Below are 25,625 nucleotides of genomic sequence, written 5' to 3' on the forward strand. Positions count from 1 at the left end.
GTTACCAGCTTATTGCTCCAATCATTAAGGATAAAATTAAAATAACCATAGTCACCAAAAATGCCAATGGAATGGTCTTTTTTTGATGATCCCCCAATTCGATTCCCGTGAGTCCAATTAATAGATATGTGGAGCCCGTAAGCGGACTTACTGGAAACCCTGTTGTCATTTGTCCTATTATAGATGCCCGTCCTACCTCAATAGCATCGACCCCAAAGTGGGATGCCGTGGTGGACAATAAGGGCAGTATTCCAAAATAATAGGAATCCGGATCAAATAAGAGACTTGCGGGCATGGACAGCACACCGGTTATGACGGCCAAATGACTTCCTATAGCATCAGGAACATAAGTTACGGCACTTTCCGCCATGGCATTAATCATTCCGGAACCCTTAAGGATACCCGTGAAACACCCCGCAGCAAATAATATACTGGCCATTAATAGAGCTGCTTTTGCGTGGGCATTGATACGTTCCCCTTGATCTTTTGGGTTTGGATAATTTACTATTAAGGAAATAGCAAAAGCTATCATAAAAATAATATGTGGCGGGGCAATTCCACTTATCAAAATTCCTACGGCAACCAAAACAAGGGCAATATTGAAGTAGTATAGCCTAGGGCGTTCCAATTTAGTGTCTATATCTTGTTCCAGTGCTATGTCATCAATATTGGCAGCTTCATCCACACGTTCCCTTTTACCAAGTATATAGGCGATAATCAATACTGTCAATAGCCCACCGATAACAGGAATAAGTAATGGATTGAATAACTCCGTAACACTGACTTCCAGAGCTGTTGCTGCCCTGATGGTTGGTCCACCCCAAGGTAGGATATTCATGGTGCCTGCAGCCAAAGCTGCAATAGTAGCCAAAGTTGTCCTTTTCATTTGTAATGTATCGTACAAAGGAAGGAGTGCTGGTATGGTCACCAAAAAGGTTACCGCTCCCGAGCCATCCAAATGCACGGCCATTGCCAATAATGCGGTGGCTACGGCAACGCGAGAAGGATTATTTCCTGCAAACTTCAGAAGGGCCCTTATTAGGGGTTTAAAGGTTCCCGCATCGGTTAATATGCCAAAGAACAGAATTGCGAATATAAACATGACCCCAGTGGGTGCGATGGACTTTAGACCGTCGGTTATAAAAGTTGTTATTTCCGTAGTAAAACCACCCAAAAGAGCTGTGATTATTGGAACTATAATCAGAGCGACCACCGCCGCCATTTTCTTGCTCATGACAAGAAACAAAAGGGCAACAATAGTGATAAGGCCAAGCCAGGCTAACATGTGAATTTAGGTATTAAGTTGGTTTTGGTCTAAAACTTAAATATAGGCATTTGGGTCGTTTCCAATACTAAATGCAATCTGGTTTCATTGGTTTTCGGAATCCCGATAAACAATTTTTCCATCAAAGATGGTCATGGCAACTTTAGTATTTAGAAATTTTTCTTCTGGAACCATCATAATATCTTGGTCGAAAATAGTAAAATCAGCCAATTTCCCCCTTACTATAGAGCCTTTTATATCTTCTTCAAAAGCCCCATAGGCTGCGTCCAAAGTGTATGACCTTAGCGCTTGATCTCTGCTCATTTTTTGATTTGGCTCATACCCTCCTTCAGGAGTACCATCTAAAGTCTTTCGGGTAACACTGGCATATAAACTGGCAATAGGATTAAGAGGTTCCACTGGAACATCGGTTCCATTAACGATGGGCACCCCACTCTTTAATAGCTCTTGCCACATATAGGCACCTTCCTTGATTCTCTTTTCGCCCAAACGATCAATTGCCCAAGGCCTATCGGAAGATAGGTGAACTGCCTGCATGGCGGGTATCACTCCTAGCTTCGCAAATCTTGGAATATCATCGGGGTGTAGATGTTGGGCATGTTCAATTCGAAACCTGTGGTTATTAACCAACTCTGGTTTAAATTCAAAGGCGGCTTCATAACGGTCCAGAATTTCCCGGTTGGCACGATCACCAATAGCATGGGAACATACTTGAAAACCATACTGTAAACCTTTGAGAGCAGTTTCCTTTACGAAGTCCATGGGAAGGGTCTCATGACCGTAATGGTCCTCACGATCGGAATAGGGTTCCAACAACCATGCTCCACGTGAACCTAAAGCGCCATCACAATTTAATTTTACAGATCTGATGGTAAATAGATGGTTCGGATCTATTGATGGACCTTTTTCATACCATTCATTTAGCAATTCCTTATCCCAGCCGGTCAGCATGGCATACATGCGCAGACTCATTTTATCGGAAGCTTTCATGTTGTTGTAAAGTGCAATGGTTTCCCTACCGATACCCGCATCGTGAAAACCTGTAATACCATTTCTATGACACGCCGCCACAGCAAGTTCAAAAGCTTTAATGTCCTTTTCAGGAGTATTTTCGGGTATATGTTTGGTAATTAGGGTCATGGCCCGCTCGTTGAAAATACCTGTTGGTAAACCAAGGTCGTCCAAGATGACTTCGCCACCGTCAATTTCAAACGCATCAATACCATCCTTGCCCATGACCTGTAATCCGGCCAATTCCATTGCCTTTGCATTGGCAAATCCCGCATGTCCGCTGGCATGCCTAAGGTAGACAGGGTTGTTGGGTGACACTTCACTGAGTCTATTGTGGGTTTGAAAACCTTTAAAGGTTTCTTCTGGCATTTGCTCCCACTTGCTTTGATGCCAGCCCCGTCCCGTAATCCATTCTCCCGGCTTCGCCTTTTTAACGGCTTCGGCAACGGCATCTATGATTTCCTGATAGCTTTTAGTATTAATAAGGTCTAGATTGAGTTCGTTATATCCCAAACCCATAAAATGCCCATGACCTTCTATAAGTCCCGGAGTCATAGTTTTACCTTCCAAATTTATGACTTGGGTATCTGGGCCATGAAATTTTTCTGCATCTACCATGCTTCCTGTGAAAAGTATCTTGTTGTCCAAGGTCGCAACGGCCTCCACAATTGTGTTTACAGAATCTACGGTATATATTGGCCCCCCGTGTATCAATAGTGTTGCTATCTGCTTTTTCTCACTAGTGCAAGAATAGAAAATGAAGACTCCTAGTACAGAGAGGAACAGCAGGGATAGTTGGCGGTTTATTTTCATAATATGAGGTTGTCGAGCAAGTCTTAGCAGTTTATACTTTTTTAAAGATAACCCTTTGTTTCGCAAAAATAAAAGCTATGGAAATGCCATAGCTTTTATTTTTCAATAATCATTTTGTTGGTTAACTGAGCTCCCAACCTTTTCGATAACTTCCCTTGACCCATTCATTGGCTTTTTCCCAATTGGTCACGCGCATGTTGTCACCATCCCAAAGGATTTTTCTTCTTCCAGGATATTCAAAAGGATCCCAATCTCCCAACTGTTTTCCTTCTTTCAACCTTTTATATTGGAATGCCTTAATGGCCAAATTACCCATAAGAACGGCTTCGGTCAATGGTCCGGAACGTTCAAAGTCCGAAGAGGTTTCAACACCTTGTAAACAACCTTCTACAAAGTTTCTTTGATGACCTCCTGTATCCCCTTCAATACGTTTTAAATAAGGCTCTGGAGGTGTCAAAAGTTCCATAGTAGTTGAGGGTAGTAACCTCGCATTTCTTGAGTACGTGTCACAGACCAAAATTCCCCTGGTACCGTAAAAAATGCTTCCACCGCCTGAATCACCTATAGTCTCTCCATCTTTCAGCTCATCTGGTAAATCCGGTAATAGACCACCATCGTACCAATTCAAAGCTATATCCCCATGTTCTGGGGTATTGAATTTTAACCTAACTATGGAGGAAGCTGGACAAGATTCACTATAGTCGGCTTCTACAAAATCACCAACCCAATTAGTTGTGCAGCTTGCCTCGGCCTCGGTAGGATATCCTAATCCCAAAACACTGAAGGGAGTTTCCATTATATGGCAACCCATATCGCCCAGGGCTCCCGTACCGAAGTCCCAATAGCCACGCCATTTAAAAGGGAGATAAGAATCGTTATAATCTCTCATTTTCGCGGTACCTAACCATAAGTCCCAATCCAACCCTTTAGGGATACGGTCTTTGCCCTGGGGCACTGGAACCCCTTGTGGCCAAACCGGTCTGTTGGTCCAGCAATCCACTTTATATACTTTCCCGATGATTCCAGAATCTATTAATTCCTTTGCCTCCCTACTACCGTCACTGGATGCTCCTTGATTTCCCATTTGGGAAACAATGCCGTTCTCCTTGGCAACCTGGGTCATTAAACGGGCTTCATTGATATTATGTGTCAATGGTTTTTCAACATAGGCATGTTTTTTAGCTCTCATAAAGGGTAGGGCTATGGAGGCATGCATATGATCTGGAGTGGCAACCATAATGGCGTCCATATCCTTTAAGTGCTTGTCATAAACTTTTCTAAAGTCTTTATATCTCTTGACGTCAGGAAAATTGGTATAAGTTTCAGCTGCCCTTCTATCATCTACATCACAAAAGGAAACAAATTTTACTTTTTGGGTTTCATTAAGTCCTTGAATTACACTGGCTCCTCGGCCTCCAACTCCGAATGCACTGACATAGAGTGTATCACTTGGCGGAACATGTTGCTTACCCATAACAAAACTGGGCACAATGGTAAATGCCGTTGAAGCAGCGGCGGTGTTCTTTATAAATTTTCTTCTTTGCATGATATAAATAAGATTATTCTAGGCTAGAAAGTTACGAAAAATAGAAATTCCAATTAATCACCTAGTATTTTTAATAGTCTTGCAACAAATACATACCACTATTAAAAACTTGGTAAATTGTATTTGCTTTGATTTTTATTTAAAATCTATCAAAATATTAATAAATGCTCATTAATTCTTATTTAAAGGTTAAAGAAAAAATTATTACATAAATAAATCATAAAGTATGATCCAGGCAGCCATGTGTTGACGTATAACCTCTAGAACAAATCGAAAACACAATGAAATTTGAAAATACTTTTACCTCTAAATTAAATACCACTAATCATTCCGATAACACACCGAGCTTTAAGAACGGTTTTTTTATAAAATCCAAGTTGAAATCATTCGTTCATACTGCAAATGCATGGGGAGTTTTTGTAATGGGAAGCACATTCGTTCTCATGATTGCTTCCATATATGTGATGTATGTCTTACAAGCCGATTACGACCAGTTCAATCAAGACCGTATGAGTACGACTTTCGGGTTGATTTTTATGGTTATTGCAACTGGACTTTTTATATTCAAAGCTGGATTCTTCGTTTATACCTTGTATAGATATTTTAGATATAAGGCAATAGACTCTGTTTCAGACGAAGAGTTGCCAACTTGCACGGTAATTGTGCCGGCCTATAATGAGGGTAAGCAAGTCTACGCAACATTAATGAGCTTGGCGGACAGCGATTATCCAGTAGAAAAACTTCAATTGCTTTCTATCGATGATGGTAGCAAGGATGATACTTGGCATTGGATGCAAGAGGCCAAAAAGATATTGGGAAATCGGGTTTCCATTTGCCAGCAACCAAAGAATATGGGAAAAAGACACGCCCTTTACCGTGGTTTTAATGAGGGAATCGGTGATGTATTTGTAACGGTGGATAGTGATTCAATTGTTAAAAAGGACACTCTAAGAAATTTGGTTAGTCCGTTCATTACCAATGAAAAATGTGGAGCAGTTGCAGGTAACATCAGGGTTCTAAACAATGAAAAGGCCTTGATACCTAAAATGTTGGATGTAAGTTTTGTTTTGAGTTTTGAATTCGTAAGATCTGCGGAGAGTAGCTTAAATTCAGTTCTTTGTACCCCTGGGGCTTTGGCCGCTTACCGTAGAACAGCTGTTTTTGCTTGCCTTAACGATTGGATCAATCAGACCTTTATGGGACAACCTTCAGATATTGGCGAAGACCGTGCCATGACCAACATGATTTTAAAGCAAGGATATCATGTTTTATTTCAAAGAAATGCATATGCGTATACCAACGTTCCCGAAAAGTTTCGTGGTTTGTACAAAATGTTCATTAGGTGGGGTAGGAGTAATGTTAGGGAGAATATTGAAATGTCCAAGTATGTGTTTAAAAACTTTAGGGAGGGAACTAAAGCGGGAACTCGACTTTTGTTCTTTAGTCAGGCAACAAAGATTGTTATGAGCTACCCATTCCTTTTGTTTATGCTTTATTTTGTTCTAACACATCCAATCTTGTTTGTTAGCTCAACTTTTTTGAGTATACTGGTACTTTCTACTTTCCCGGTTATTTTTTATGCGAAGCGGTATAACTTTATTGAGTCATTCTGGGCTTATTCCTATAGTGTAATGTATACGTTTGGATTATTCTGGATAACACCTTACGCTATTGCAACAGCCAATAGAAGAGGTTGGCTGACTAGAGGCCTGGCCGAAAAAAAATAGTAGTGAGGTAATGATGAATACGGTTCTTAGGTAATCCTATTTAGTATAGTGCTTTTTTGAAAATAAATTTCATTTTCTATCCTATATTCGTGGGTTATTCTTGAACTATTTAGGCTTTTAACTAAAACAGCATTAGCTTTAAAAAAATAGTTTAATTACACTCTTTTAGACATTAAGCAATTAGAATATCTTTCGATGAACAATATAAAAAATAAAAAACTGGCGATAATTGGTTTGGGGTATGTGGGTATTCCATTGGCCGTAGAGTTTGTTAAAAATGATTTTGATGTCATAGGTTTTGATATCAATGAAGATAGGATAAATGAACTCAAAAAAGGGATAGATAATACTGGTGAAGTTACTTCCAATGACAAGGGCGATATGGCCAAAATTAAGTTTACACATTGTAAAAAAGATATTAAAAATTCAGATATTTTTATTGTTACGGTTCCTACACCTATAGACCATTTTAAACAACCAGATTTGAAACCAATTTTGTCCGCAAGTAGGTTGGTCGCCAAGAATCTTAATAAGGGGAATATTGTTATTTATGAGTCAACAGTTTACCCGGGATGTACAGAAGAGGATTGTGTCCCTGTTTTGGAAAAATATAGTGGTATGACTTTCAATGAAGATTTCTTTTGTGGTTATTCACCAGAAAGAATAAACCCAGGTGATAAAAAAAGACGTGTTCATAATATAATTAAGGTCACCTCCGGGAGCACAGCGGAAATAGCCAATGTAGTTGATGAACTCTATAATCAAATAATTACAGTAGGAACCCATAAGGTATCCAGTATTAAGGTCGCTGAGGCTTCTAAGATTATTGAAAATACTCAGAGGGATTTGAACATATCGTTGGTCAATGAATTTGCGCTTATTTTTGATAGGCTAAATATTGATACTGAAGAAATTTTAGAAGCAGCTGGTACGAAATGGAATTTTTTACCTTTTAGACCAGGCTTGGTAGGTGGGCATTGTATAAGTGTGGACCCTTACTATTTAACTCATAAAGCCCAAAGTTTGGGTTATTACCCGGAAGTCATTTTATCTGGAAGGCGGATAAATGATAACATGGGCTTATATATAGCAAATAGGGTAATTAAACTGATGGTAAAAAATAATTTAACGGTTACAAAATCCAGAATTTTAGTTTTAGGTATCACATTTAAAGAGAATTGCCCTGATATCCGTAATTCCAGAGTGATTGATATGATAAGAGAATTTAAAAATTTTGGAGCCGATGTAGATGTTTACGATCCTTGCGCAAATGTCGAAGAAGTATTTGATGAGTATGGTTTCAGTCTAGCTCCTAAAATTGGAAAAAACTATGATGCTATTATTTTAGCAGTAGGGCATAATAATTTCAAGAAAATTAATCTTGGAGATATAAAGTCAAGTTCAAAAACTGTAATTTTTGATATAAAAAGTTTTTTCCAAAAACAATTAGTTACAGATCGTCTTTAAATTACTTAGTTCGGTTTGATAATGAGAGGATTCCACTCCGTGTAAAACTGTTCTAAATAAGCCAACATAAATTGATGCCTTGACTCGGCAAGCCTTTTCCCCGTTTCCGTATTCATTTTATCCTTTAGCAAAAGCAGTTTCTCGTAAAAATGATTAATAGTTGGGGCTTTTGATTTCTTGTAAGCTTTCTTGGTCAAATTTAAATTAGGAGCAATTTCTGGATTATAGATTTCTCTGTTTTTATAGCCACCATAATTGAATGCCCTAGCGATACCAATAGCTCCAATGGCATCTAAACGGTCAGCATCCTGTACAACTTCCAGTTCCTTAGAATTAAAAGGCTTTTTTTTGGACTTTCCTAGACTGTTTTTAAAGGATATATACTTAATAATTTTTACGACATGGCGAATGGTCTTTTTTGGAACATTAAGGGAGTTTAGGAAATTATTAGCCATCTTGGGTCCTATTTTTTCGTCACCATCATAAAATTTTGCATCGGCTATATCGTGCAATAAGGCTGCAAGGCTTACCACAAGAATATCCACTTTTTCGTCCTTTGCAATGAGCATACTGTTCTGAAATACCCTCTTGATATGAAACCAATCGTGTCCACCTTCGGCATTTTGCAGTGTTTCCTTTACAAAGGTTATGGTTTCTTCGATTATTTCGGTGTTGCTCATTTAAAAGAATTTATTCCGGATACGACGGCTGCTTCTGTTTTGGCCAGTAATTCATCCAAATCCCCGTTGTTCTCTATTGGTTCATGGACATCAAAAGAAACTTTTGCCCCAAGTCCCATAGGGAATTTTCCAAAGCGTACAAGTTTCCACGAATTATTAATACTTATTGGAACTATTAAAGCGGACGGTGCTTTTTTCATTAGCATTTTGAGTCCCATGGGTTTGAATGGTTTTGGATGTCCATCCCTACTTCTTGTTCCTTCAGGGAATATAACAGCTGTTCTATTATGTTTTTCTATATAAGCACCTAGTTTCCCAATTTCAATAATTGAACCTTTTGCGTCCTTTCTGTCAATTAATACAGACCCACCATGTCTTAAATTATATGAGACACTTGGAATACCTTTCCCTAACTCTTTTTTACTCACAAACTTTGGGTGGTGCTTTCTCATGTACCATATAATTGGTGGTATATCATACATACTTTGGTGGTTTGTGACGATAATTAAGGGTCGATCAATCGGAATATTATAAGGATTTGAAAATTTATAGGTAGTTCCTAAAATATTAGTGGAGCGCATTAACGAAAGATTGAGAAGACTAACGGTCCTCTTAATTCCGGGATAACCAAAAAGATTTAAGCTCAACCAAAGTATAGGGTGAAAAACCAACAGCGTTATCCCAAAGGCAACGAAAAAAAAAGGGGTAACAATGTAGGATAGCATCTTTTGCATGTTACAAAAATAAAAAACCGCTCTGTTAAGAGCGGTGTAAAATGTCTAAAATACGTTTGAAAGAATGAAGCTTCTCAACAGAATTCGTTATAAGCTTGTACGAGGTTCTCAGCAATCATTTCAGCAGGTCTTCCCTCAATATGGTGACGTTCTATCATATGGACCAATTCACCATCCTTGAACAAGGCCATGGACGGAGAAGAAGGAGGAAAAGGGACCATTAGATTCCTAGCCGCGTTCACTGCCTCAGTGTCTACTCCGGCAAATACGGTAACAGTATGATCCGGAGTCTTATCGTTTTGTAAACTCATCTTTGCAGCTGGTCTTGCATTGGCAGCGGCACATCCGCAAACAGAATTAACCACTACCAATGTGGTTCCTTGTTTTTTAATGGCCTGTTCCACTGATTCAGCTGTATGTAATTCTTCAAACCCGGCAGATGCCAAGTCGTCTCTCATAGGTTTTACTAATTCTGCAGGATACATAGTATTTTTTTAAAAATGAATTACAAAGATAACCAATCTGACCTATTTACTAGAAGACCTTAACTTTTCGTTAGTCTTCCAGTATCTCCTGAATATTTTATCTTTGGCAAATATCAAAATATTGGAATGATTAAATGGATTGGGGCTTTTGTCGGCTTTTTTATTAGGGGTTTGGCTGGAGCCATTTTAGGTTTCTTTGTCGGGAGTATTCTGGATAGTCTTTTTGGTTCGGGAACCAGTCAGGCGAAGACTGTTTTTAGGGATTTTACAAGGCCCAATGTATCACCCGCAGATTTTGAATTGAATTTACTCTCGTTATGTTCTATCGTAATCAAGGCAGACGGACAAGTAAGCCAGCAGGAAATGGATTATGTTAGGCAGTACTTTGTTGGTACCTATGGCAAGGAAAAGGCCAATGCAATCTTTAGAACATTTAATGACATTACTAAGAAAAGGGAGGTGTCCGCGCAACGTATCGGCTCATTTTTGGCACAAAGGACACGTTATGAAGTAAGACTTCAACTACTTCACTTCTTGTTTGGTATAGCACAGGCAGATGGTAATGTTAGTACCCCTGAAATAAACAAAATTCGAGAAATAGCCGGATACTTAAGAGTGTCTCAACGAGATTTTGATAGTATTATGGCCATGTTCATAAAATCTGCGGATAATTCCTATAAGATATTGGAAATAGATAAATCGGCCTCCAACGAAGAAGTAAAAAAAGCCTATAGAACAATGGCCAAAAAGTATCACCCTGACCGTGTAAACACACAGGATGAGGCCATTAAAAAAGGTGCAGAGGAGAAGTTTAAACAAGTTCAGCTTGCCTACGAAACCATACAAAAAGAAAGAGGAATCAATTAGTGTTAAATAGATTATGGAAAATTTTTGGTTTTATGTGGAAATGGGATTAAACCATGTTTTGGATTTAGCGGCCTATGACCATATTTTGTTTCTATCTGCCTTAGCTATCCCATTTACTTTCAAAAGCTGGAAGAAGGTTTTGCTTTTGGCTACGGTATTTACGATAACACACTGTCTTTCCCTTTTGTTGTCTGTATTTGAGATTGTAGTTATGGATGTCTCACTAATCGAATTTTTAATACCCGTGACCATTTTCCTGACCGCTATTTTTAACATCATGTATCAGAAGAATATAAATGGAAACAAGCGTATTGTGCTTCATGTCCTAGCTACCGCTTTTTTTGGCCTTATTCATGGTTTCGGATTTTCGAATTATTTTAAAATGCTTATTTCGGGGGAGGATGAGAAAATAACCCCTTTACTTGGATTTGCAACAGGAATCGAGATTTCTCAAGTTATAATTGTTATGATAGTACTCTTGATGGCATTTTTCATTCAAGGCATAGGGAAGGTCAAACAGTCCATTTTCGTTTTGTCGGCTAGTATAATTGTTTTATTGATCACAATACCACTCTTATACCAAACGTTTCCTTGGTATTGAGTTTCAAAAGTTAAAATTGTCCTTATACTTTTGTAGGGGCTTTTAAAGCAGTTATATTAGTTAATCCAAGCATTTTTGCTTCTTTTTATGAATAAATCGAAACAGGAAAAATACGATAAAGCTTATTTGAGGATGGCCAAGGAATGGGGAAAGCTATCCTACTGTCAACGTAAGCAAGTCGGGGCCATTATCGTTAAAGATCGTATGATTATTTCGGACGGATATAACGGTACGCCTACCGGATTCGAAAATTTTTGTGAGGATGAAAAAGGGTATACAAAATGGTATGTGCTTCATGCAGAAGCCAATGCTATATCAAAAGTAGCTTCCAGTACGCAGTCCTGTCAAGGAGCCACATTATATATAACGCTGTCTCCCTGTAGGGAATGTAGCAAGTTGATACACCAATCTGGCATAAAACGTGTTGTATATCAAATTGCATACAAGGATGACTCCGGACTTAGCTTTTTAAAAAGGGCTGGAGTAGAGATTGAATTTATGCCAAAAATTGATGACTAGTTGAAATGAAGAACAAAGACTCATACCTTTTACCTACCATTATTGCCTTTGCTTTAGCTATTGGTGTTTTTGTGGGGGGTAAACTCAATTTCAATGATACTCCTGAAAAGTTATTTACTACAAATTCAAAAAAGGATAAACTCAATAGGCTTATAGACTATATAGATTATGAGTATGTGGATGAGGTGAACACTGATAGTATAGTCGATGTTACCGTCAATAGTATTTTGGAAAAATTGGATCCACATTCGGTATATATTCCAGAAAAGGAAATGACCCGGGTTTCAGAAAATATGAAGGGTGATTTTGTTGGTATTGGCATAAATTTTTATTCGTACAGGGATACGATTTCTGTCATAAGAGCGGTAAAGGACGGGCCTAGCTTTGCAAAAGGGATAAAGCCAGGAGATCGGATTTTAATGGCAGATAACGACACATTGTATGGAAAGAATATGCCGAGCGATGTTATTGTGGATAAACTTAAAGGGAAGGAAGGTACGCCAGTTAAGCTTCAAGTCTATCGAAAATCAGAAGAAAAAACCTTTACAGTTACCGTTAAAAGAGGCGTCGTTCCCATTAAGAGTGTTGAATCCTACTACATGCTTGCAGAAGACATAGGATACATCAAGGTGACGAGATTTGCCGAATCTACCTTTAAAGAATTTAAATCGGCCTTAAAAAAATTACAAAAAGAGGGCGCTTCCAAACTAGTTTTGGACCTAAGGGATAATCCTGGCGGTTATTTGAATATCGCCGAACAAATGGCCGATGAGTTTTTAAAAGATGGCAAACTCATACTTTTTACAAAGAACAAGAAAGGGAAAATAGATAAGACTTTTGCCACCGGAAGAGGTGGTTTTGAGGAAAAGCCTATTTACGTTTTAGTTAATGAACGTTCGGCCTCAGCTAGTGAGATTGTAGCCGGTGCATTGCAGGATAACGACATTGGAACCATTGTGGGTAGACGTTCTTTCGGGAAGGGGCTTGTGCAAAGAGAGATGGCTTTGGGAGATGGCTCCGCCGTACGTTTAACCGTTTCTAGATATTATACTCCTACAGGTAGGAGTATACAGAAAAGTTATGCCAACGGTAACAAGGATTACTATGAAAGATTTACGGATAGGTACCACAATGGTGAAATGGTATCTGTTGATAGTATAAAGGTAGCGGACTCATTAAAGTTTACTACTCCAAAGGGTAAGATAGTTTATGGCGGAGGCGGCATTATTCCAGATGAGTTTGTTCCCATTGGAACAAATGAAGAAGAGGCTGTAGAAAGTATGGACAGTCTTGGGTTTCTATCCTTTTTTGTGTTTGAACATTTGGATGAAAACAGGGGACTGTACTCGGACTATACCGCGGAGGAATTTTTTAGATATTTCCGTGTGGATGATATTCTGTTCGAAAAGTTTGTAGAGTACTCCTTGGAAAGGAATTTAAAAATGAATTTTTACGATTTTGAGGATAGTATCAAACTATACCTCAAAGCCTCCTTGGCAGAACAATTGTTCGATGCCAATATGCATGCAAAAATAAAAAGTGTTGAAGACCCAATGCTTTTAAGGGTTTTGGAATTGGATAACCCCACTATCCAGCAAGGAGCGGCAGAAGCCATAGAGTCCCAAAACTAATCTTCCTCCATATTTTTCTGGATTTTTTTACTGGTATAAAATATAAGTATTAAAACAATGGCACATAATGATGCCATGACCCCAATTATGGCAACGATACTATTTCCTTCAAAAGGATTGGAAAAATCTATTAAGGTTACATTATATGCAATGAGCGCCACCGCGCACACTACCAATATAATAGCTAAAGTTTTGTTCATCACAATTCCGGATTACCGTAAAAATACACTCTTTTTTACTGATTAAAAAGTTCATTGATATTGGCCGCAAAAAGTTTAACAGCAATGGCCATAAGTATAACACCAAACACTTTTCTGATTACATTGACACCTCCTTTCCCTAGGATTTTTTCCAACTTTACAGATGATTTCAGTACTAGATATACAAAAATGATATTGACAATGATTGCCACTATGATATTCTCTACATGATATTCGGCCCTAAGCGATAGAAGTGCAGTCAAGGTTCCCGCTCCGGCAATTAAAGGAAAAGCAATAGGAACTATTGAAGCACTTTCGGGCTCGTCGTCTTTATATATGGTAATGCCCAATATCATCTCAATGGCAAGAAAGAAAATAATGAACGCACCGGCGACGGCAAATGAGTTTACATCTATCCCAATAAGGTTTAGAATTTCTTCTCCCAAAAATAAGAATGCGACCATGATACAAGCCGCAACCACAGATGCCTTTTCGGACTGTATATGACCCACCTTCTTTCTTAGGCCTATGATAATAGGAATGCTTCCTAAGATATCGATTACGGCAAACAAAACCATACTTGCTGTCGCTATTTCCCTAAGGTCAAAATTAAAGTTCATTTTATAAAATTTTTGCAAATTTACGTTTAATAATAGGTCTTTGGATGTTATTAAATTAATAATCTTCTAAGGCAACACACGAAATATGTTATCTTGCCGCACAAAAAAATAAAATGTTCCAGTTAGGTAAGACCATTGTTTCGGAGGAGATTATTGAAAATGACTTCGTGTGCAACCTTAATGCGTGTAAAGGGGCTTGTTGTGTGGATGGGGATGCTGGGGCTCCACTGGAGGAATCGGAAACGGAGATTTTGGTAGATATCTATGCAAAGGTTAAGCCATTTTTGAGACCGGAGGGCATATCCGTTATAGAAAAAGAGGGAGCGTTCGTAAAAGGGGACGACGGTGAATGGGAGACGCCATTGGTAAAAGGCAGTGAGTGTGCTTACGTTACCTTCGATGATAAAAATATAGCAAAGTGCGGAATTGAGGAGGCTTACAACCAAGGAAAGATCAATTGGAAAAAGCCGGTGTCCTGTCATCTTTATCCCGTTAGGATACGTGAGTACACGAAGTTGACGGCGATTAATTATCACAAATGGCAAATTTGTCACCCAGCATGCACTTTAGGTGAAGAACTTAAAGTTCCTATTTATAAATTTGTAAAGGAAGCCCTAATTAGAAAGTTTGGAAAGACTTGGTACGAAGAATTGGACCAGGTTGCTAAGGAACACCTTAAATAGTTGGGATGTGTAGCATTATTTTAGTTCCAGAAGCTTTATTTTCGTTATCATAAATATCAATGATTTCCACATGGAATGAATTTTGATAATCCTTTGAGAAATTTGCCAATCGCTCTTTGGTAATGTCTATTCCTACGGACTTTCGTTTTAATACCTTTCTCTCCTTTATTTTTTCCGCGGCATCACGTCCAACACCATCATCCGTAATGGCAATATTGATAAACCCTTCCACTCCCTTCATAACATCTAAGGTGATGTTCTTTTCTCCTTCTTTGGATGAAAGCCCATGCCAAAGTGCATTTTCCAAAAAAGGTTGAAGAATCAGTGACGGAATTTTGACGTTATGCACATCGATATCATCTTCTACATTGATTTTAAAAATGATTTCATTTGAAAATCGGATGTTCTCAATATTCATGTATAATTCCACGGTTTCCAATTCTTCCGCGAGTGGAATTTCCCTTTGTGAAGAGGCTTCTAGAATTTTCCGAACCAGTTTAGAAAACTTATTGAGATAGTGGACCGCGTTTTTCTTTTCGTTATTAATGATGTATAGTTTAATGGAATTCAATGAATTAAAGAGAAAATGTGGATTCATTTGACTCCTCAACATAGTCTGTTCCAATGTCAAAAGTTTCTTTTCACTGCTTAGCTGATATTGTCTATATAGAATGTAAAGAATTCCGGCCACTAGGGCGAGACCAATGAAGGTAATCAAGAGCATCGTCTTGTTTTTTCTCAAGGTAATGGCTTGGTTTTTTACTTCTTCCTCTAATGATTTTAATTGGTCGCTTTGCTTTTCAGCTTCGTACCGCACAATCATATCGTTTACATACCTAAGGTTTAAGTTGTTAGTTACCTGTTCCTCATATTTTTTGGACTCTTTGTAAAAGTTCATTGCTCTTTTAAAATCATCTTTTTTCATCCATAATTCGGATAGAAATTTATTGGCTTCCGCTATCTCGGAAGGAAAGTTATATTCCGTAGCAATTTTAAGTCCTTCATTTAAATTGGATTCGGCCAAATTGTAATCTCCAACATTTAAATAGGCCCAACCCAAATTGATATAAACAGTAGCGATGATTTCTTGATCTCCTAAATTTTTTGCCCTTTTTAAGGAGGAATTTAGCAGTTTTAAGGCCTCTTCCATTTTGTTTAAATGGACATACACATGGGCAATACTATAATTACAAATGATTTTGCCTTTTTCGGAATTGATTTCCGTATTAAAAGCCAATGATTTTTGAAAGCTTTCCAATGCCAGATCTAACTTTTCTTGTGCTTCATAGCACTCCCCTACATTTTGATGGTTAATAGCCAAACCCAACTTATTGTTAAGTTCATTTTCCAATTTCATGGACTCATTAAATTTTTCAATGGCCAAATCATACTGTTCCAATAGTTGATAAATGTTTCCGATAGAATTCAAGGAGACATTTATACTTCTTTTTAAACCAGTTGAACGATTTTCAAATGGAATTGTTTCCGCCAATTCCAACGCCTCCTGACTATAATCCAAAGCGGATTTGATCGCATCTGTTCGCCTATAGACGACACTGATCATGTTTAGGCTATAGACTCTGAATTCCAGGTTTTCTGTTTCAATGGAGAGTTTAAGAGCGTCTTGGAAAAGTTCCAGTGCCTTGGGATACTGCGATATATCTCTATATACCCTGCCCATTTGATTTAGGGCATAGATTTGTGATTCCCAATAATTGAATTTTTTGGATTCTTCTACAACCAATTTCATTAAGGAAGTGTCCTTTCTATACGCTCGTAAATAACCATCTATTTCGGCATAGGTACTTGGGGCCTCGATAATTAGGTTTTTCAAGGTACTCTCAAACTCTTCCGAAGTCTCTTGGGAAAATGAAAATGTGCTGGCTGTAAGTAGAATCAAATAAAGAAATGTACGCCCCTTTAGAAAAAATGGGAATTTTAGAAATGAAAAAAACCAATGAATATTACAAAGATTCAAAATCATACCTACTTATAATAAATCTAAAAAGTCAGATTTCTTTTGTCTGGAAACAGGTATCTTATGATTCGATTTTAATACTACATAACCATCGGTCTTCAGGAATTCCTTTATTTTATTTAGGTTGATAATGTATGAATTATGAATTCTGAAAAAGGCATCTTCCGGTAATAAAGTATTTACTTCCTTGAGTTTCTTTGTAAGTACTATCTTTTGTCCATCAACAAGGAAAATAGTACTGTAGTTACCATCTGATTCAGCATAGAGGATTTCATCGCTCTCTAAAAATAGTAGTTTTCCGTCCGTATTTAAGGTAATTCTTTTGTTGGTGGATCGGGAATTAAAGTTTAACAATATTTGCTCTAATTTTTCTGCCGTGAAATTTTTAGTGTTGAACTTTTTAATTTTTGTAATGGTGTCCTCTAGGTCGTCGGAATCAATTGGTTTAAGCAAATAATCTATCGCTTCGTTCTTTAAAGCCTTAATGGCATACTGATTGTATGCAGTGGTTATCACAACAGGAAAGTTCTTATTGGTCAGTTTCTGTATAAATTGGAACCCATCCATTGTAGGCATTTCTATATCTAAAAAAAGACAGTCCGGAGTGTTTTTCTCCAAATATTCCAATGCTTCAAACGGATTTGTAAATGAAGCGGTCACATTGATTTCTTCACTGAAATTTGTGAGCTCCCATGAGAGACTCTGGAGCGCCTTTATTTCATCATCGACAATTACAGCTTCTAGCATATTTCAAATATATCTCAAGAGGTAAGTTAATCAAATTTAGTACTATCGACATACTCCCTTAAATATTTTGTGTCAATGGAACACATTTAAGTATAACTGGTAAAAAATATCAAATCAACTGTTTAAATAGATGAAAACCATATTCTTATAAGAAAAGGATTACATAAATTAAGGTGAATGATATTCTTTAAATTTTCCTATCCCGATTATACAAAAAAGAATGCAGTTTATACATGTTGGCCCCATTCACAGTAATCTTGGCTTAAATTCGTATGGGCTATTCACTAACCTTTCAATGAACGTGATTATGAAAAAATGTTTACTAATGTTCGGGATTTTATTGATTGTAGTTATTATGGCATCTTTACTGGAACGAAAAAATAACAAGGAAGTACTAGATGAAAAATTAGCAATGGGGCAGAATGAGCCAAAAACTATTATTAATTCTAATAACTAAGATCAATCTAAACTCGGATGTATCGTTTCTCGATTAAATTTTTCAAGTATAGTATTTTGGGTTTTTTACCATTTTTGTTGATTTCCAGTTCTGGAAATGAATTGGAATTTATACCAAATGAGACTTTGGTTCACAAGAATTCAAGGATACCATCCCAATTAAGTTTTGAACTAGAAGCCGAAAAATCTGAAGATGGACTTTATTACAAGAAATTGACATTGGTTTTTTTTGATTGTGATTCAGAAGGTGCTATTGAGCTGGTTATCATGAGTCGGGGTAACGACAAGTATCTTAGTAATGAAGTGTATACAATAAACCATATTGACGGATTCTTAAATGGCTTTGAAGGTGTTTTTGGGGTTTTTACGAATAAAGGTTTCGGAGAAAAACCCTTTTTTGCTAACAAAGGTTTTGTACAAATAAATAAACTAAAAGATGAGCATATTCAAGGTTATTTAGATATAACCCTTTTAAATAATAATGGGAAAACAATTCGAATTTCGGATTCTTTTCAAAATTTCTAGCAATATACGACCCTAGGGATATTTTTGTTCCGGTCAATGTTTTGAGCGCCAATGGTAACAGGAATGCACTGAGTATTTCGTTACAAGTCTAATAATAGGTTTCGGGGGAACTACCTAGATTAGCACTTGGTGGGCATTTTTCATCAAATGAAGCATTGAGGGGTCGTATTTTTTTAAGATTAAACGCTATTCCAACTAAACAAGGCGATAATACAAAGTAACCCTATTTCGCTAGAAATTAAGGGTTAAGCCCTAACGATATAGTAGCTAAACCAATACACAGCAAGAGTTTTACCTGTATATGGGCCTTTATAGTTTTGGTTTATAATTTATCGTTAACCTAATAATTGAATTAAGAGCATATTAATTAAAAACCAATGAAAGATGAAAACTAAAATGGTAATTATAATAGGTGTTATGGCATTGGCCCTATCAATAACCTCATGTACAAAAGAACAAACTGATCTAATTGAATGCCTACAAGGAGACTGCCCTGAAGAAGATGAAAGTACAATTTTGGAGATGAGTGAAATTCAGATTGATTCCGTTAGCGTGGTAAAACCAGAATTGGATTAAGTATACAATGTCATCACCATGTAAAGTATGTTGTTTTATGCTGTTGCATTTTTTGTATGCCGACACCTAGCAATAAAGGATACTTGAGATAAGGTTCCATTATGGTCAAGATCTCTTTAATCCATATGAATGTATCCGTGGATTAAAGCGTGGTAAACAAGCCAAAAAAAACGGCGGAAGGCCATTTGGGTCCATATCCCGTTAAAAAATATAAACCTCTATCGTGAAAATTTTTTACGATGGGGGTTTTTCTTGAAAAAGGTTTATCCGGGTCTGTTTCAAAGAAATTGATCCACTTTTTTGTAAGCTTCGATTACTGCCGTTTCCCCATCCTTACCAGATTGGGAATTACCATGTTCCATCCCGAGTACGCCATTGAAACCTTGGTTATGAATAAACTTGAATACATTTTTGTAATTAATCTCGCCAGTAGTAGGCTCATTTCTACCAGGATTGTCACCAACTTGAATATAGGCTATTTCATCCCATGTAAGTCCCATATTGTGTATAATATTACCTTCTGTTTTTTGCATATGGTATATATCAAACAGTATTTTACAGGAAGGGCTGTCCACCCCTTTACAAATCATATATGTTTGATCTGAGTTCTGCAAATAAAGGTCCGGCGAATCCGATAATGGCTCTAATACCATCACTAGTCCATGAGGTTCAAAAATTTCAGCACCTCGTTTCAGGGCTTCTATAACATTGCCATCTTGTACTCCTATCGGAAAATTTCTTTCAAATCCTCCAGGGACAACGGTCATCCATTTTGCGTCTACACGTTTTGCTACTTCCACGGCTTTTTTACAACCATCTAGGAAGATATCAACATGTTCTTTTTTTCCTGCAGCTAAGGTATTTGCCATATTACCTCCTTTATCCACAACGAACACCCCCATGGTCATACCTCTTTTGGCAAGGGTTTCCCCAATTTTATTTTGTAAGGAGATATCACGGTTCATAAGGCCATTATCTTCAAATGCATTAAACCCTTGGTCTGCCATGAAATTTATTTGGTCAATAGGGTCTTCCCCTGCATGTTGCTTGAACATGCCTAAGTGAGGCGCATAATTAAGATTAAAGCTGTTAGGGGCTTTTCCTTGGTTATGATCTGAGGATGCGTAAGAAAAAGCCCCTCCCAACGAAATAACTCCGCTGGAAAGGGCTGTATTTTTAACAAAGTCTCTTCTTTTCATGTTATAAGGACCATGCTTTGCCTCCGGTTAACTCTTGAGTATCCGCACAGGGAATATACTCTCCCGGTACGGGAAGATAAGCCATTACTTCCTCTCCTACATATTCTGAAGTTTTATAACCCCAAATGGTCAATCCACGAAGATTATTTGCAAATGCGAACCTGGATGTCTCATCGTCCAAAGTCGCTTCACTACCTTCGGCTACAGCTTCCGTATAAGAGGTAATGGACTCGAACATTTTGGCTTCATCCTCTTTCGTATACTTTAGGGAACTTGCCAATACAGGTTCCAAATCTTCAGAAGTAAGGTCGTCTACATTTGACTTTCCAGAATCCTGTAAAGCCTTATCGGTAAATTTTCCCATAGCCATTCTTAGAAAATCTTGTTCTTCTTTTTCCAAGACGTCTTTAGCAAACTTATCTATAAATATATCCACTTGTACTTCCGATGCGGAAGGAGTATCGGTCTTTGGAAGAATTATATCTACCAGTTTGGTAAGGACAGCTCCTTCCGATACCGTTAAGAATTCAGGTGTCCATGTCGCCACAGTTTCCCCTTTACAACTTTGCATAATGCTTAAAAGGGTGGGAGTAGCAACAGTATAACCCATTGCTAACCCCATATTTTTAAGTGCTTTTCTTCTATCCATTATATATTTCCTTTTTTAAGTTCTTCTGCAGCGTGGTTTGCGGCCCTCGCTGAAAATGCCATGTAGGTTAATGACGGATTCACGCAACTTGCAGATGTCATAAATGATCCATCTGTGACATAAACATTAGGTACATCATGGAGTTGGTTATTGCCATTTAATACCGAAGTTTTTCGATCCCTACCCATTCTGGCCGTACCCATTTCGTGGATTCCTAGACCTATAGCACGAGATTCTTCATTGTCATGCCCTTGTACATCACGCAGACCTGCTTTCTCCAACATTTCAACGGCTGACTCCTGCATGTCCTTGCGCATATTATATTCATTTTCTTGGAATTCTGCATCAAAGGTTACCGTTGGTAGTCCCCACTGATCTTTTTTATCGTAATCCAAAGTGAATCTATTTTCTTGATAAGGTAATATTTCCCCGAATCCACCAATACCAAAGGTCCATCCGCCGGGTTTGGTAATGGCATCCTTTAAGTTCTTGCCGTGGGACATTTCTGCGATGACGTCTTCCCAGTTTCCACGGCTAGCACCACCTTGATATCCAAAGCCACGTTTATAATCGGTGCGATTGGAGTCGCCTCCCAAATTTCTAAATCTTGGAATATAAACACCATTAGGCTTTCTGCCTTTATAGTATTTATCGTCAAATCCATCAAATTTTCCAGAGGCTCCCACGCCCAAATGGTGATCCATTACATTACGTCCCAGCTGATCGGAGTCATTGCCCATTCCGTTGGGGAAGCGATCGGATTTGGATTGCATTAGAATGGATGTTGAAGCAATGGCCGAAGCACAAAGGAAAATAACCTTTGCTTTAAATTCATAGGCCTCTTTGGTGACCCTATCGATTACCTTCACACCAGTAGCTTTTTTAGTGTTAGGGTCGTACATTATTTCATGCACGATGGAATCTGGTCTTAAGGTCAGGTTACCGGTTGCCTCGGCCGCGGGTAAAGTTGATGACAAGCTGCTGAAATAAGCTCCAAAAGGACAACCTCGTATACATCTATTTCTGAATTGGCATTTTGATCGGCCATCGAAATTTTTACTTCCCGTTATATGTGCAACCCTTCCTGATGTAATTACGCGACCATCGAAATTTTCAGCTACTTTTTCCCGAACATGTTGCTCTACACAGTTTAGATCCATCATGGGTAAAAAGTTACTGTCCGGGAGTTGTGGCAGGTTTAATGCCTCACCACTTACTCCGATATAATCCTCAACTTTAGCGTACCATGGCGCGATGTCCTTATAACGGACAGGCCAATCTACGGCTATACCATCTCTTTTATTCGCAGTAAAGTCAATATCGCTCCATCGATAGCTATGCCGCCCCCATTGAAGTGAACGTCCTCCAACATGGTAGCCACGCATCCAGTCAAATCTTTTGATCTCATTGTAGGGATGTTCCAAATCATTTACAAACCACATATGGCTTGCTTGGCTCGTAGTATAACCAGTTCTGTGTTGTTTAGGTTGTTGCTCAATAATTTCTTTGGTAGCAACACCCCCATTTGGAAAATCCCAAGGGTCTTTGTTGGCAGTCACGTAATCCTCTATGTGCTTCACCATTCTACCCCGTTCAAGAACTAGTGTCTTTAAACCATTTTCACAAAGCTCTTTAGCGGCCCATCCACCACTAATTCCAGTTCCAACAACAATCGCATCATACGATTCCTGTTCTTCGTTATAATAAAATTTACTCATAGAAATTGTTTATTCCCTAAATTTATTAAATATTAAATTAATTCTATACATTTAAATCTTAATCTTATTGAGAATATGACACTATAACGTTATAGTGGTAATCAGTAAATTACTCCATTTTATGGAGTTAAACATTTTAGAACCAATTACCTAAGCAAAAATTATTTTGATCAATGAAAAGAAGAAATTTTATTACTAGGACCACCGCAGCAGGTGTGGGAGTTACTTTTTTGGGAGCCTACGCTTGTAAGGAAACAAAAAAAGAGGATAAAACGATTCCCGAAATGGAGGAATCTTCAGCAATGACGGAACCGTTTTTTGAACTATCCCTGGCGCAATGGTCCATTCATAAAATGATTAATGAAAAGGGTGTGGATCCATACACTTTTGCGGAAAAAGCTAAAAACTGGGGTTTCAAAGGTTTGGAATACGTTAGCCAACTTTACCCTGCTGATTTAGAAAACGATGACTATTCACCAGAGGCTATGACCGCATTTATTGATAAGTCTAATACCGAAGCTGAAAAGCACGGTATGAAGAATGTTTTGATTATGATTGACCGACAAGGGAATCTTGCCGCAAGCGATGAAGCTGAGCGAAATGAAACAGTAGAGAAACATAAAAAGTGGGTAGATGCCGCTGCGGCAATGGGTTGCCACGCCATCCGAGTAAATCTAAATGGCAGCAATGATCCGGAGGAATGGAAGATGAATTCTGTGGACGGTCTTACCAAACTTGGCAGGTATGCCAAGGATAAGAACATCAATGTTCTTGTAGAGAACCATGGAGGACTATCTTCTAATGGTGAATTACATGCTGAGGTAATGCAGATGGTAGCTATGGATAATGTAGGTACCTTACCGGATTTTGGAAATTTTTGCATAACCAGGAAACCTGATAGCTGGGATTGCGAAGTAATGTATGATAAATATAAAGGAGTTAAGGAATTGATGCCTTATGCCAAAGCGGTAAGTGCAAAATCCAACGTATTTGATGCAGAGGGGAACGAAGAGAATATTGACTATGTAAAGATGTTACAAATAGTCAAGGACAATGGATATACCGGATTTGTGGGCGTTGAATATGAAGGAAACGTGCTAAGCGAGGAAGAAGGTATTATTGCAACAAGGGATTTATTATTAAAGGCGGCTAAAGAAGTTGTTTAACTCTAGGTTTATTGGAATATGAAAGCATTCTTTCATGAATTGTTCGACTATAATTTCTTTTGTAATAAGAGAATTATCGATGAATGTGTGGCAATGCAACAGGTTCCCGATAAAACGCAGGAACTTTTTAGCCATATCCTTAATGCACATCATATCTGGAATGCCCGAATTCTAATGAAGACTTCCGAATTTAATGTTTGGGACAGACATAATGTAAAAGATTGGTCTGATATCCATTATGAAAACCAAAGGACTTCGTTTGAAATAACCACAAATGCGGATGGTTTTGATAAACGAATCGACTATGAAAATTCCGAAGGCAGGCTTTTCACCAATACCTTACAGGATATATTGTTTCACATTATAAATCATTCTACAAATCATAGGGGGCAAATTGCTATGGACTTTAGAAAAAATGACATAGAGCCTATTGTATTGGATTACGTTTTTTATAAAAGATAAAAGCCATGAACCTCGGTATTCGAATACGCCTATGTTTAATGATGTTCCTGGAATTTTTTATTTGGGGAGGGTGGTTTGTAACACTAGGTACTTTTCTGGGTAATAATATTAATGCTTCGGACGGTGAAATTGCTTTGGCTTTTTCAACCCAATCTTGGGGTGCTATTATTGCTCCTTTTGTTATTGGTTTAATTGCCGATAGATATTTCAATGCTGAAAGAATTTTGGGGCTCTTACATCTCTTGGGTGCTGGTCTTTTGTTTCTAATGTACAAGACAACTTCCTTCGATGTTTTCTATCCGTATGTTTTGGGCTACATGATATTGTATATGCCAACTTTGGCATTGGTCAATTCCGTTTCCTTTAATCAGATGAAAAATCCGGCCAAAGAATTTTCCATGATAAGGGTCTTTGGGACACTCGGTTGGATTGTTGCTGGGCTATTGATCAGTTATCTTTTTGAATGGGATTCTAGTTCGGGTATATTACAGGGGCAATTAAAAAACACATTTTTAATGACCTCCATGGCTTCTTTGTTCTTAGGGATATTCAGTTTCAGCCTACCAAAAACACCGCCGAAAGCAAAAGGTACAAGTGAAAAATTGAGCATCAGGGATATTCTGGGTTTAGACGCATTGAATTTGTTCAAGGACAGGAATTTTTTGATATTTTTTATATCCTCGATTCTCATATGTATTCCCTTAGCGTTCTATTATCAGAATGCGAATCCTTTTTTGGTAGAAATAGGAATGGAAAACCCAACTGGTAAAATGACATTAGGTCAGATTTCCGAAATTCTTTTTTTATTGCTATTACCCTACTTTTTTACAAAATTTGGATTTAAAAATACCATTTTGGTAGCCATGCTTGCTTGGGTAGTACGTTATCTTTTATTTGCTTATGGGGATGTAGGGGAACTCGGCTTCATGTTGATAATAGGTATTGCACTTCATGGTATATGCTATGATTTCTTTTTTGTTTCCGGTCAAATTTATACGGATAGTAAAGCAGGGCCTAAATATAAAAGCTCGGCACAGGGACTAATTACCCTAGCAACCTACGGGGTGGGTATGTTAATTGGTTTTTGGATAGCGGGGGAGATAGCCAACACCTATTTGTTGAGCGACGGAATGCATATTTGGGAATCGATTTGGTTATATCCTGCCAGCTTTGCGTTTATAGTGTTGATTTTATATGCTCTTTTATTTAAAAGAGAAAAAATCGACTATCAATCTTAGAATTTTTACATAAATTGAAAACCTTAAAACTAAAAATACGAT

Annotated in this window: 25 protein-coding genes; 12 read left to right on the forward strand and 13 right to left on the reverse strand. The window is 37.9% G+C overall.

Annotated elements, in window-relative coordinates:
• Position 1 precedes the first annotated feature (1 nt).
• From PP182_RS19570 to PP182_RS19580, 3 genes are all read right to left on the reverse strand, one after another.
• Positions 2–1,285: a CitMHS family transporter gene (locus PP182_RS19570; RefSeq protein ID WP_272652938.1), complete on the reverse strand. Its 1,284-nt coding sequence runs from the start codon at positions 1,283–1,285 to the stop codon at positions 2–4.
• Positions 1,286–1,369: 84 nt separating this feature from the next.
• Positions 1,370–3,109: an amidohydrolase gene (locus PP182_RS19575; RefSeq protein WP_272652939.1), complete on the reverse strand. Its 1,740-nt coding sequence runs from the start codon at positions 3,107–3,109 to the stop codon at positions 1,370–1,372.
• 121 nt (positions 3,110–3,230) lie between these two features.
• Positions 3,231–4,655 carry a Gfo/Idh/MocA family protein gene (locus tag PP182_RS19580; protein ID WP_272652940.1) on the reverse strand — a complete coding sequence of 475 codons (1,425 nt, stop codon included), beginning with the start codon at positions 4,653–4,655 and terminating at the stop codon, positions 3,231–3,233.
• Between the two features lie 281 nt (positions 4,656–4,936).
• Between PP182_RS19580 and PP182_RS19585 the strand changes: the two genes are divergently transcribed.
• Together PP182_RS19585 and PP182_RS19590 are read left to right on the forward strand one after the other, a co-directional pair.
• Positions 4,937–6,382 carry a glycosyltransferase gene (locus PP182_RS19585; protein ID WP_272652941.1) on the forward strand — a complete coding sequence of 482 codons (1,446 nt, stop codon included), beginning with the start codon at positions 4,937–4,939 and terminating at the stop codon, positions 6,380–6,382.
• A 195-nt stretch (positions 6,383–6,577) separates the two neighbouring features.
• On the forward strand, positions 6,578–7,849 hold the full coding sequence (locus PP182_RS19590; RefSeq protein ID WP_272652942.1) for a nucleotide sugar dehydrogenase: 1,272 nt from the start codon (positions 6,578–6,580) through the stop codon (positions 7,847–7,849).
• 5 nt (positions 7,850–7,854) lie between these two features.
• Here PP182_RS19590 and PP182_RS19595 read toward each other — a convergent pair whose 3' ends face one another.
• The 3 genes from PP182_RS19595 to PP182_RS19605 form a co-directional block, all read right to left on the reverse strand.
• A complete protein-coding gene (locus PP182_RS19595; protein ID WP_272652943.1) occupies positions 7,855–8,529 on the reverse strand; it encodes an HD domain-containing protein in 675 nt (224 codons plus the stop codon).
• Positions 8,526–9,263, reverse strand: coding sequence for a lysophospholipid acyltransferase family protein (locus PP182_RS19600; protein ID WP_272652944.1), 738 nt, complete (start codon positions 9,261–9,263; stop codon positions 8,526–8,528). The genes PP182_RS19595 and PP182_RS19600 overlap by 4 nt, the downstream gene beginning before the upstream one ends.
• Positions 9,264–9,337: 74 nt before the next feature.
• Entirely contained in the window at positions 9,338–9,748 is a 411-nt protein-coding gene (locus PP182_RS19605; RefSeq protein ID WP_272652945.1) for a BrxA/BrxB family bacilliredoxin, read from the reverse strand.
• Between the two features lie 126 nt (positions 9,749–9,874).
• On the opposite strand from PP182_RS19605, the gene PP182_RS19610 reads away from it, so the two are divergent.
• The 4 genes from PP182_RS19610 (at position 9,875) to PP182_RS19625 (ending at position 13,366) form a co-directional block, all read left to right on the forward strand.
• A complete protein-coding gene (locus PP182_RS19610; protein WP_272652946.1) occupies positions 9,875–10,615 on the forward strand; it encodes a TerB family tellurite resistance protein in 741 nt (246 codons plus the stop codon).
• Between the two features lie 13 nt (positions 10,616–10,628).
• Entirely contained in the window at positions 10,629–11,216 is a 588-nt protein-coding gene (locus PP182_RS19615) for a HupE/UreJ family protein (RefSeq protein ID WP_272652947.1), read from the forward strand.
• An 87-nt stretch (positions 11,217–11,303) separates the two neighbouring features.
• Positions 11,304–11,735 carry a deoxycytidylate deaminase gene (locus PP182_RS19620; RefSeq protein WP_272652948.1) on the forward strand — a complete coding sequence of 144 codons (432 nt, stop codon included), beginning with the start codon at positions 11,304–11,306 and terminating at the stop codon, positions 11,733–11,735.
• A 5-nt stretch (positions 11,736–11,740) separates the two neighbouring features.
• Complete coding sequence (locus PP182_RS19625) at positions 11,741–13,366, forward strand: S41 family peptidase (protein WP_272652949.1); 1,626 nt, start codon at positions 11,741–11,743, stop codon at positions 13,364–13,366.
• Here PP182_RS19625 and PP182_RS19630 read toward each other — a convergent pair.
• Positions 13,363–13,566 carry a hypothetical protein gene (locus PP182_RS19630; protein ID WP_272652950.1) on the reverse strand — a complete coding sequence of 68 codons (204 nt, stop codon included), beginning with the start codon at positions 13,564–13,566 and terminating at the stop codon, positions 13,363–13,365. The genes PP182_RS19625 and PP182_RS19630 overlap by 4 nt on opposite strands.
• A 35-nt stretch (positions 13,567–13,601) precedes the next feature.
• Entirely contained in the window at positions 13,602–14,186 is a 585-nt protein-coding gene (locus tag PP182_RS19635; protein WP_272652951.1) for a MarC family protein, read from the reverse strand.
• A 113-nt stretch (positions 14,187–14,299) separates the two neighbouring features.
• Between PP182_RS19635 and PP182_RS19640 the strand changes: the two genes are divergently transcribed.
• Entirely contained in the window at positions 14,300–14,869 is a 570-nt protein-coding gene (locus PP182_RS19640) for a DUF3109 family protein (protein WP_272652952.1), read from the forward strand.
• Here the strand turns inward: PP182_RS19640 and PP182_RS19645 are convergent.
• A complete protein-coding gene (locus tag PP182_RS19645; protein ID WP_272652953.1) occupies positions 14,862–16,769 on the reverse strand; it encodes a tetratricopeptide repeat protein in 1,908 nt (635 codons plus the stop codon). The two genes, PP182_RS19640 and PP182_RS19645, sit on opposite strands and share 8 nt — an antisense overlap.
• A 90-nt stretch (positions 16,770–16,859) precedes the next feature.
• On the reverse strand, positions 16,860–17,594 hold the full coding sequence (locus PP182_RS19650; RefSeq protein ID WP_272652954.1) for a LytR/AlgR family response regulator transcription factor: 735 nt from the start codon (positions 17,592–17,594) through the stop codon (positions 16,860–16,862).
• A 474-nt stretch (positions 17,595–18,068) separates the two neighbouring features.
• Between PP182_RS19650 and PP182_RS19655 the strand changes: the two genes are divergently transcribed.
• Entirely contained in the window at positions 18,069–18,575 is a 507-nt protein-coding gene (locus PP182_RS19655) for a hypothetical protein (RefSeq protein ID WP_272652955.1), read from the forward strand.
• A gap of 384 nt (positions 18,576–18,959) precedes the next feature.
• Positions 18,960–19,151, forward strand: a complete 192-nt coding sequence (locus tag PP182_RS19660; RefSeq protein ID WP_272652956.1) for a hypothetical protein — start codon at positions 18,960–18,962, stop codon at positions 19,149–19,151.
• Positions 19,152–19,429: 278 nt separating this feature from the next.
• Here the strand turns inward: PP182_RS19660 and PP182_RS19665 are convergent, their stop codons facing one another.
• Genes PP182_RS19665 through PP182_RS19675 form a run of 3 tightly spaced genes read right to left on the reverse strand, consistent with a single transcriptional unit; the run spans position 19,430 to position 22,717 of the window.
• Positions 19,430–20,350, reverse strand: a complete 921-nt coding sequence (locus PP182_RS19665) for a hydroxypyruvate isomerase family protein (protein ID WP_272652957.1) — start codon at positions 20,348–20,350, stop codon at positions 19,430–19,432.
• 1 nt (position 20,351) lies between these two features.
• Positions 20,352–20,999: a gluconate 2-dehydrogenase subunit 3 family protein gene (locus PP182_RS19670; protein WP_272652958.1), complete on the reverse strand. Its 648-nt coding sequence runs from the start codon at positions 20,997–20,999 to the stop codon at positions 20,352–20,354.
• The gene (locus PP182_RS19675; RefSeq protein WP_272652959.1) at positions 20,999–22,717 is read right to left on the reverse strand and encodes a GMC oxidoreductase; all 1,719 of its coding nucleotides are present in this window, start codon (positions 22,715–22,717) and stop codon (positions 20,999–21,001) included. The genes PP182_RS19670 and PP182_RS19675 overlap by 1 nt, the downstream gene beginning before the upstream one ends.
• A 173-nt stretch (positions 22,718–22,890) precedes the next feature.
• On the opposite strand from PP182_RS19675, the gene PP182_RS19680 reads away from it, so the two are divergent.
• Genes PP182_RS19680 through PP182_RS19690 form a run of 3 tightly spaced genes read left to right on the forward strand, consistent with a single transcriptional unit; the run spans position 22,891 to position 25,583 of the window.
• The gene (locus tag PP182_RS19680; RefSeq protein WP_272652960.1) at positions 22,891–23,883 is read left to right on the forward strand and encodes a sugar phosphate isomerase/epimerase family protein; all 993 of its coding nucleotides are present in this window, start codon (positions 22,891–22,893) and stop codon (positions 23,881–23,883) included.
• 18 nt (positions 23,884–23,901) lie between these two features.
• Positions 23,902–24,345 carry a DinB family protein gene (locus PP182_RS19685; RefSeq protein ID WP_272652961.1) on the forward strand — a complete coding sequence of 148 codons (444 nt, stop codon included), beginning with the start codon at positions 23,902–23,904 and terminating at the stop codon, positions 24,343–24,345.
• 5 nt (positions 24,346–24,350) lie between these two features.
• Complete coding sequence (locus tag PP182_RS19690) at positions 24,351–25,583, forward strand: MFS transporter (RefSeq protein ID WP_272652962.1); 1,233 nt, start codon at positions 24,351–24,353, stop codon at positions 25,581–25,583.
• Positions 25,584–25,625 lie beyond the last annotated feature (42 nt).

Source organism: Maribacter sp. PR1, from assembly GCF_028464145.1.
In the GTDB taxonomy this organism is placed as follows: domain Bacteria; phylum Bacteroidota; class Bacteroidia; order Flavobacteriales; family Flavobacteriaceae; genus Maribacter.

Excerpts from the sequence above, each read along its gene's own strand:
- PP182_RS19570 (WP_272652938.1), bottom strand. The coding sequence starts at position 1,285 with ATGTTAGCCTGGCTTGGCCTTATCACTATTGTTGCCCTTTTGTTTCTT.
- PP182_RS19575 (WP_272652939.1), bottom strand. The coding sequence starts at position 3,109 with ATGAAAATAAACCGCCAACTATCCCTGCTGTTCCTCTCTGTACTAGGA.
- PP182_RS19580 (WP_272652940.1), bottom strand. The coding sequence starts at position 4,655 with ATGCAAAGAAGAAAATTTATAAAGAACACCGCCGCTGCTTCAACGGCA.
- PP182_RS19585 (WP_272652941.1), top strand. The coding sequence starts at position 4,937 with ATGAAATTTGAAAATACTTTTACCTCTAAATTAAATACCACTAATCAT.
- PP182_RS19590 (WP_272652942.1), top strand. The coding sequence starts at position 6,578 with ATGAACAATATAAAAAATAAAAAACTGGCGATAATTGGTTTGGGGTAT.
- PP182_RS19595 (WP_272652943.1), bottom strand. The coding sequence starts at position 8,529 with ATGAGCAACACCGAAATAATCGAAGAAACCATAACCTTTGTAAAGGAA.
- PP182_RS19600 (WP_272652944.1), bottom strand. The coding sequence starts at position 9,263 with ATGCAAAAGATGCTATCCTACATTGTTACCCCTTTTTTTTTCGTTGCC.
- PP182_RS19605 (WP_272652945.1), bottom strand. The coding sequence starts at position 9,748 with ATGTATCCTGCAGAATTAGTAAAACCTATGAGAGACGACTTGGCATCT.
- PP182_RS19610 (WP_272652946.1), top strand. The coding sequence starts at position 9,875 with ATGATTAAATGGATTGGGGCTTTTGTCGGCTTTTTTATTAGGGGTTTG.
- PP182_RS19615 (WP_272652947.1), top strand. The coding sequence starts at position 10,629 with ATGGAAAATTTTTGGTTTTATGTGGAAATGGGATTAAACCATGTTTTG.
- PP182_RS19620 (WP_272652948.1), top strand. The coding sequence starts at position 11,304 with ATGAATAAATCGAAACAGGAAAAATACGATAAAGCTTATTTGAGGATG.
- PP182_RS19625 (WP_272652949.1), top strand. The coding sequence starts at position 11,741 with ATGAAGAACAAAGACTCATACCTTTTACCTACCATTATTGCCTTTGCT.
- PP182_RS19630 (WP_272652950.1), bottom strand. The coding sequence starts at position 13,566 with ATGAACAAAACTTTAGCTATTATATTGGTAGTGTGCGCGGTGGCGCTC.
- PP182_RS19635 (WP_272652951.1), bottom strand. The coding sequence starts at position 14,186 with ATGAACTTTAATTTTGACCTTAGGGAAATAGCGACAGCAAGTATGGTT.
- PP182_RS19640 (WP_272652952.1), top strand. The coding sequence starts at position 14,300 with ATGTTCCAGTTAGGTAAGACCATTGTTTCGGAGGAGATTATTGAAAAT.
- PP182_RS19650 (WP_272652954.1), bottom strand. The coding sequence starts at position 17,594 with ATGCTAGAAGCTGTAATTGTCGATGATGAAATAAAGGCGCTCCAGAGT.
- PP182_RS19655 (WP_272652955.1), top strand. The coding sequence starts at position 18,069 with ATGTATCGTTTCTCGATTAAATTTTTCAAGTATAGTATTTTGGGTTTT.
- PP182_RS19660 (WP_272652956.1), top strand. The coding sequence starts at position 18,960 with ATGAAAACTAAAATGGTAATTATAATAGGTGTTATGGCATTGGCCCTA.
- PP182_RS19665 (WP_272652957.1), bottom strand. The coding sequence starts at position 20,350 with ATGAAAAGAAGAGACTTTGTTAAAAATACAGCCCTTTCCAGCGGAGTT.
- PP182_RS19670 (WP_272652958.1), bottom strand. The coding sequence starts at position 20,999 with ATGGATAGAAGAAAAGCACTTAAAAATATGGGGTTAGCAATGGGTTAT.
- PP182_RS19675 (WP_272652959.1), bottom strand. The coding sequence starts at position 22,717 with ATGAGTAAATTTTATTATAACGAAGAACAGGAATCGTATGATGCGATT.
- PP182_RS19680 (WP_272652960.1), top strand. The coding sequence starts at position 22,891 with ATGAAAAGAAGAAATTTTATTACTAGGACCACCGCAGCAGGTGTGGGA.
- PP182_RS19685 (WP_272652961.1), top strand. The coding sequence starts at position 23,902 with ATGAAAGCATTCTTTCATGAATTGTTCGACTATAATTTCTTTTGTAAT.
- PP182_RS19690 (WP_272652962.1), top strand. The coding sequence starts at position 24,351 with ATGAACCTCGGTATTCGAATACGCCTATGTTTAATGATGTTCCTGGAA.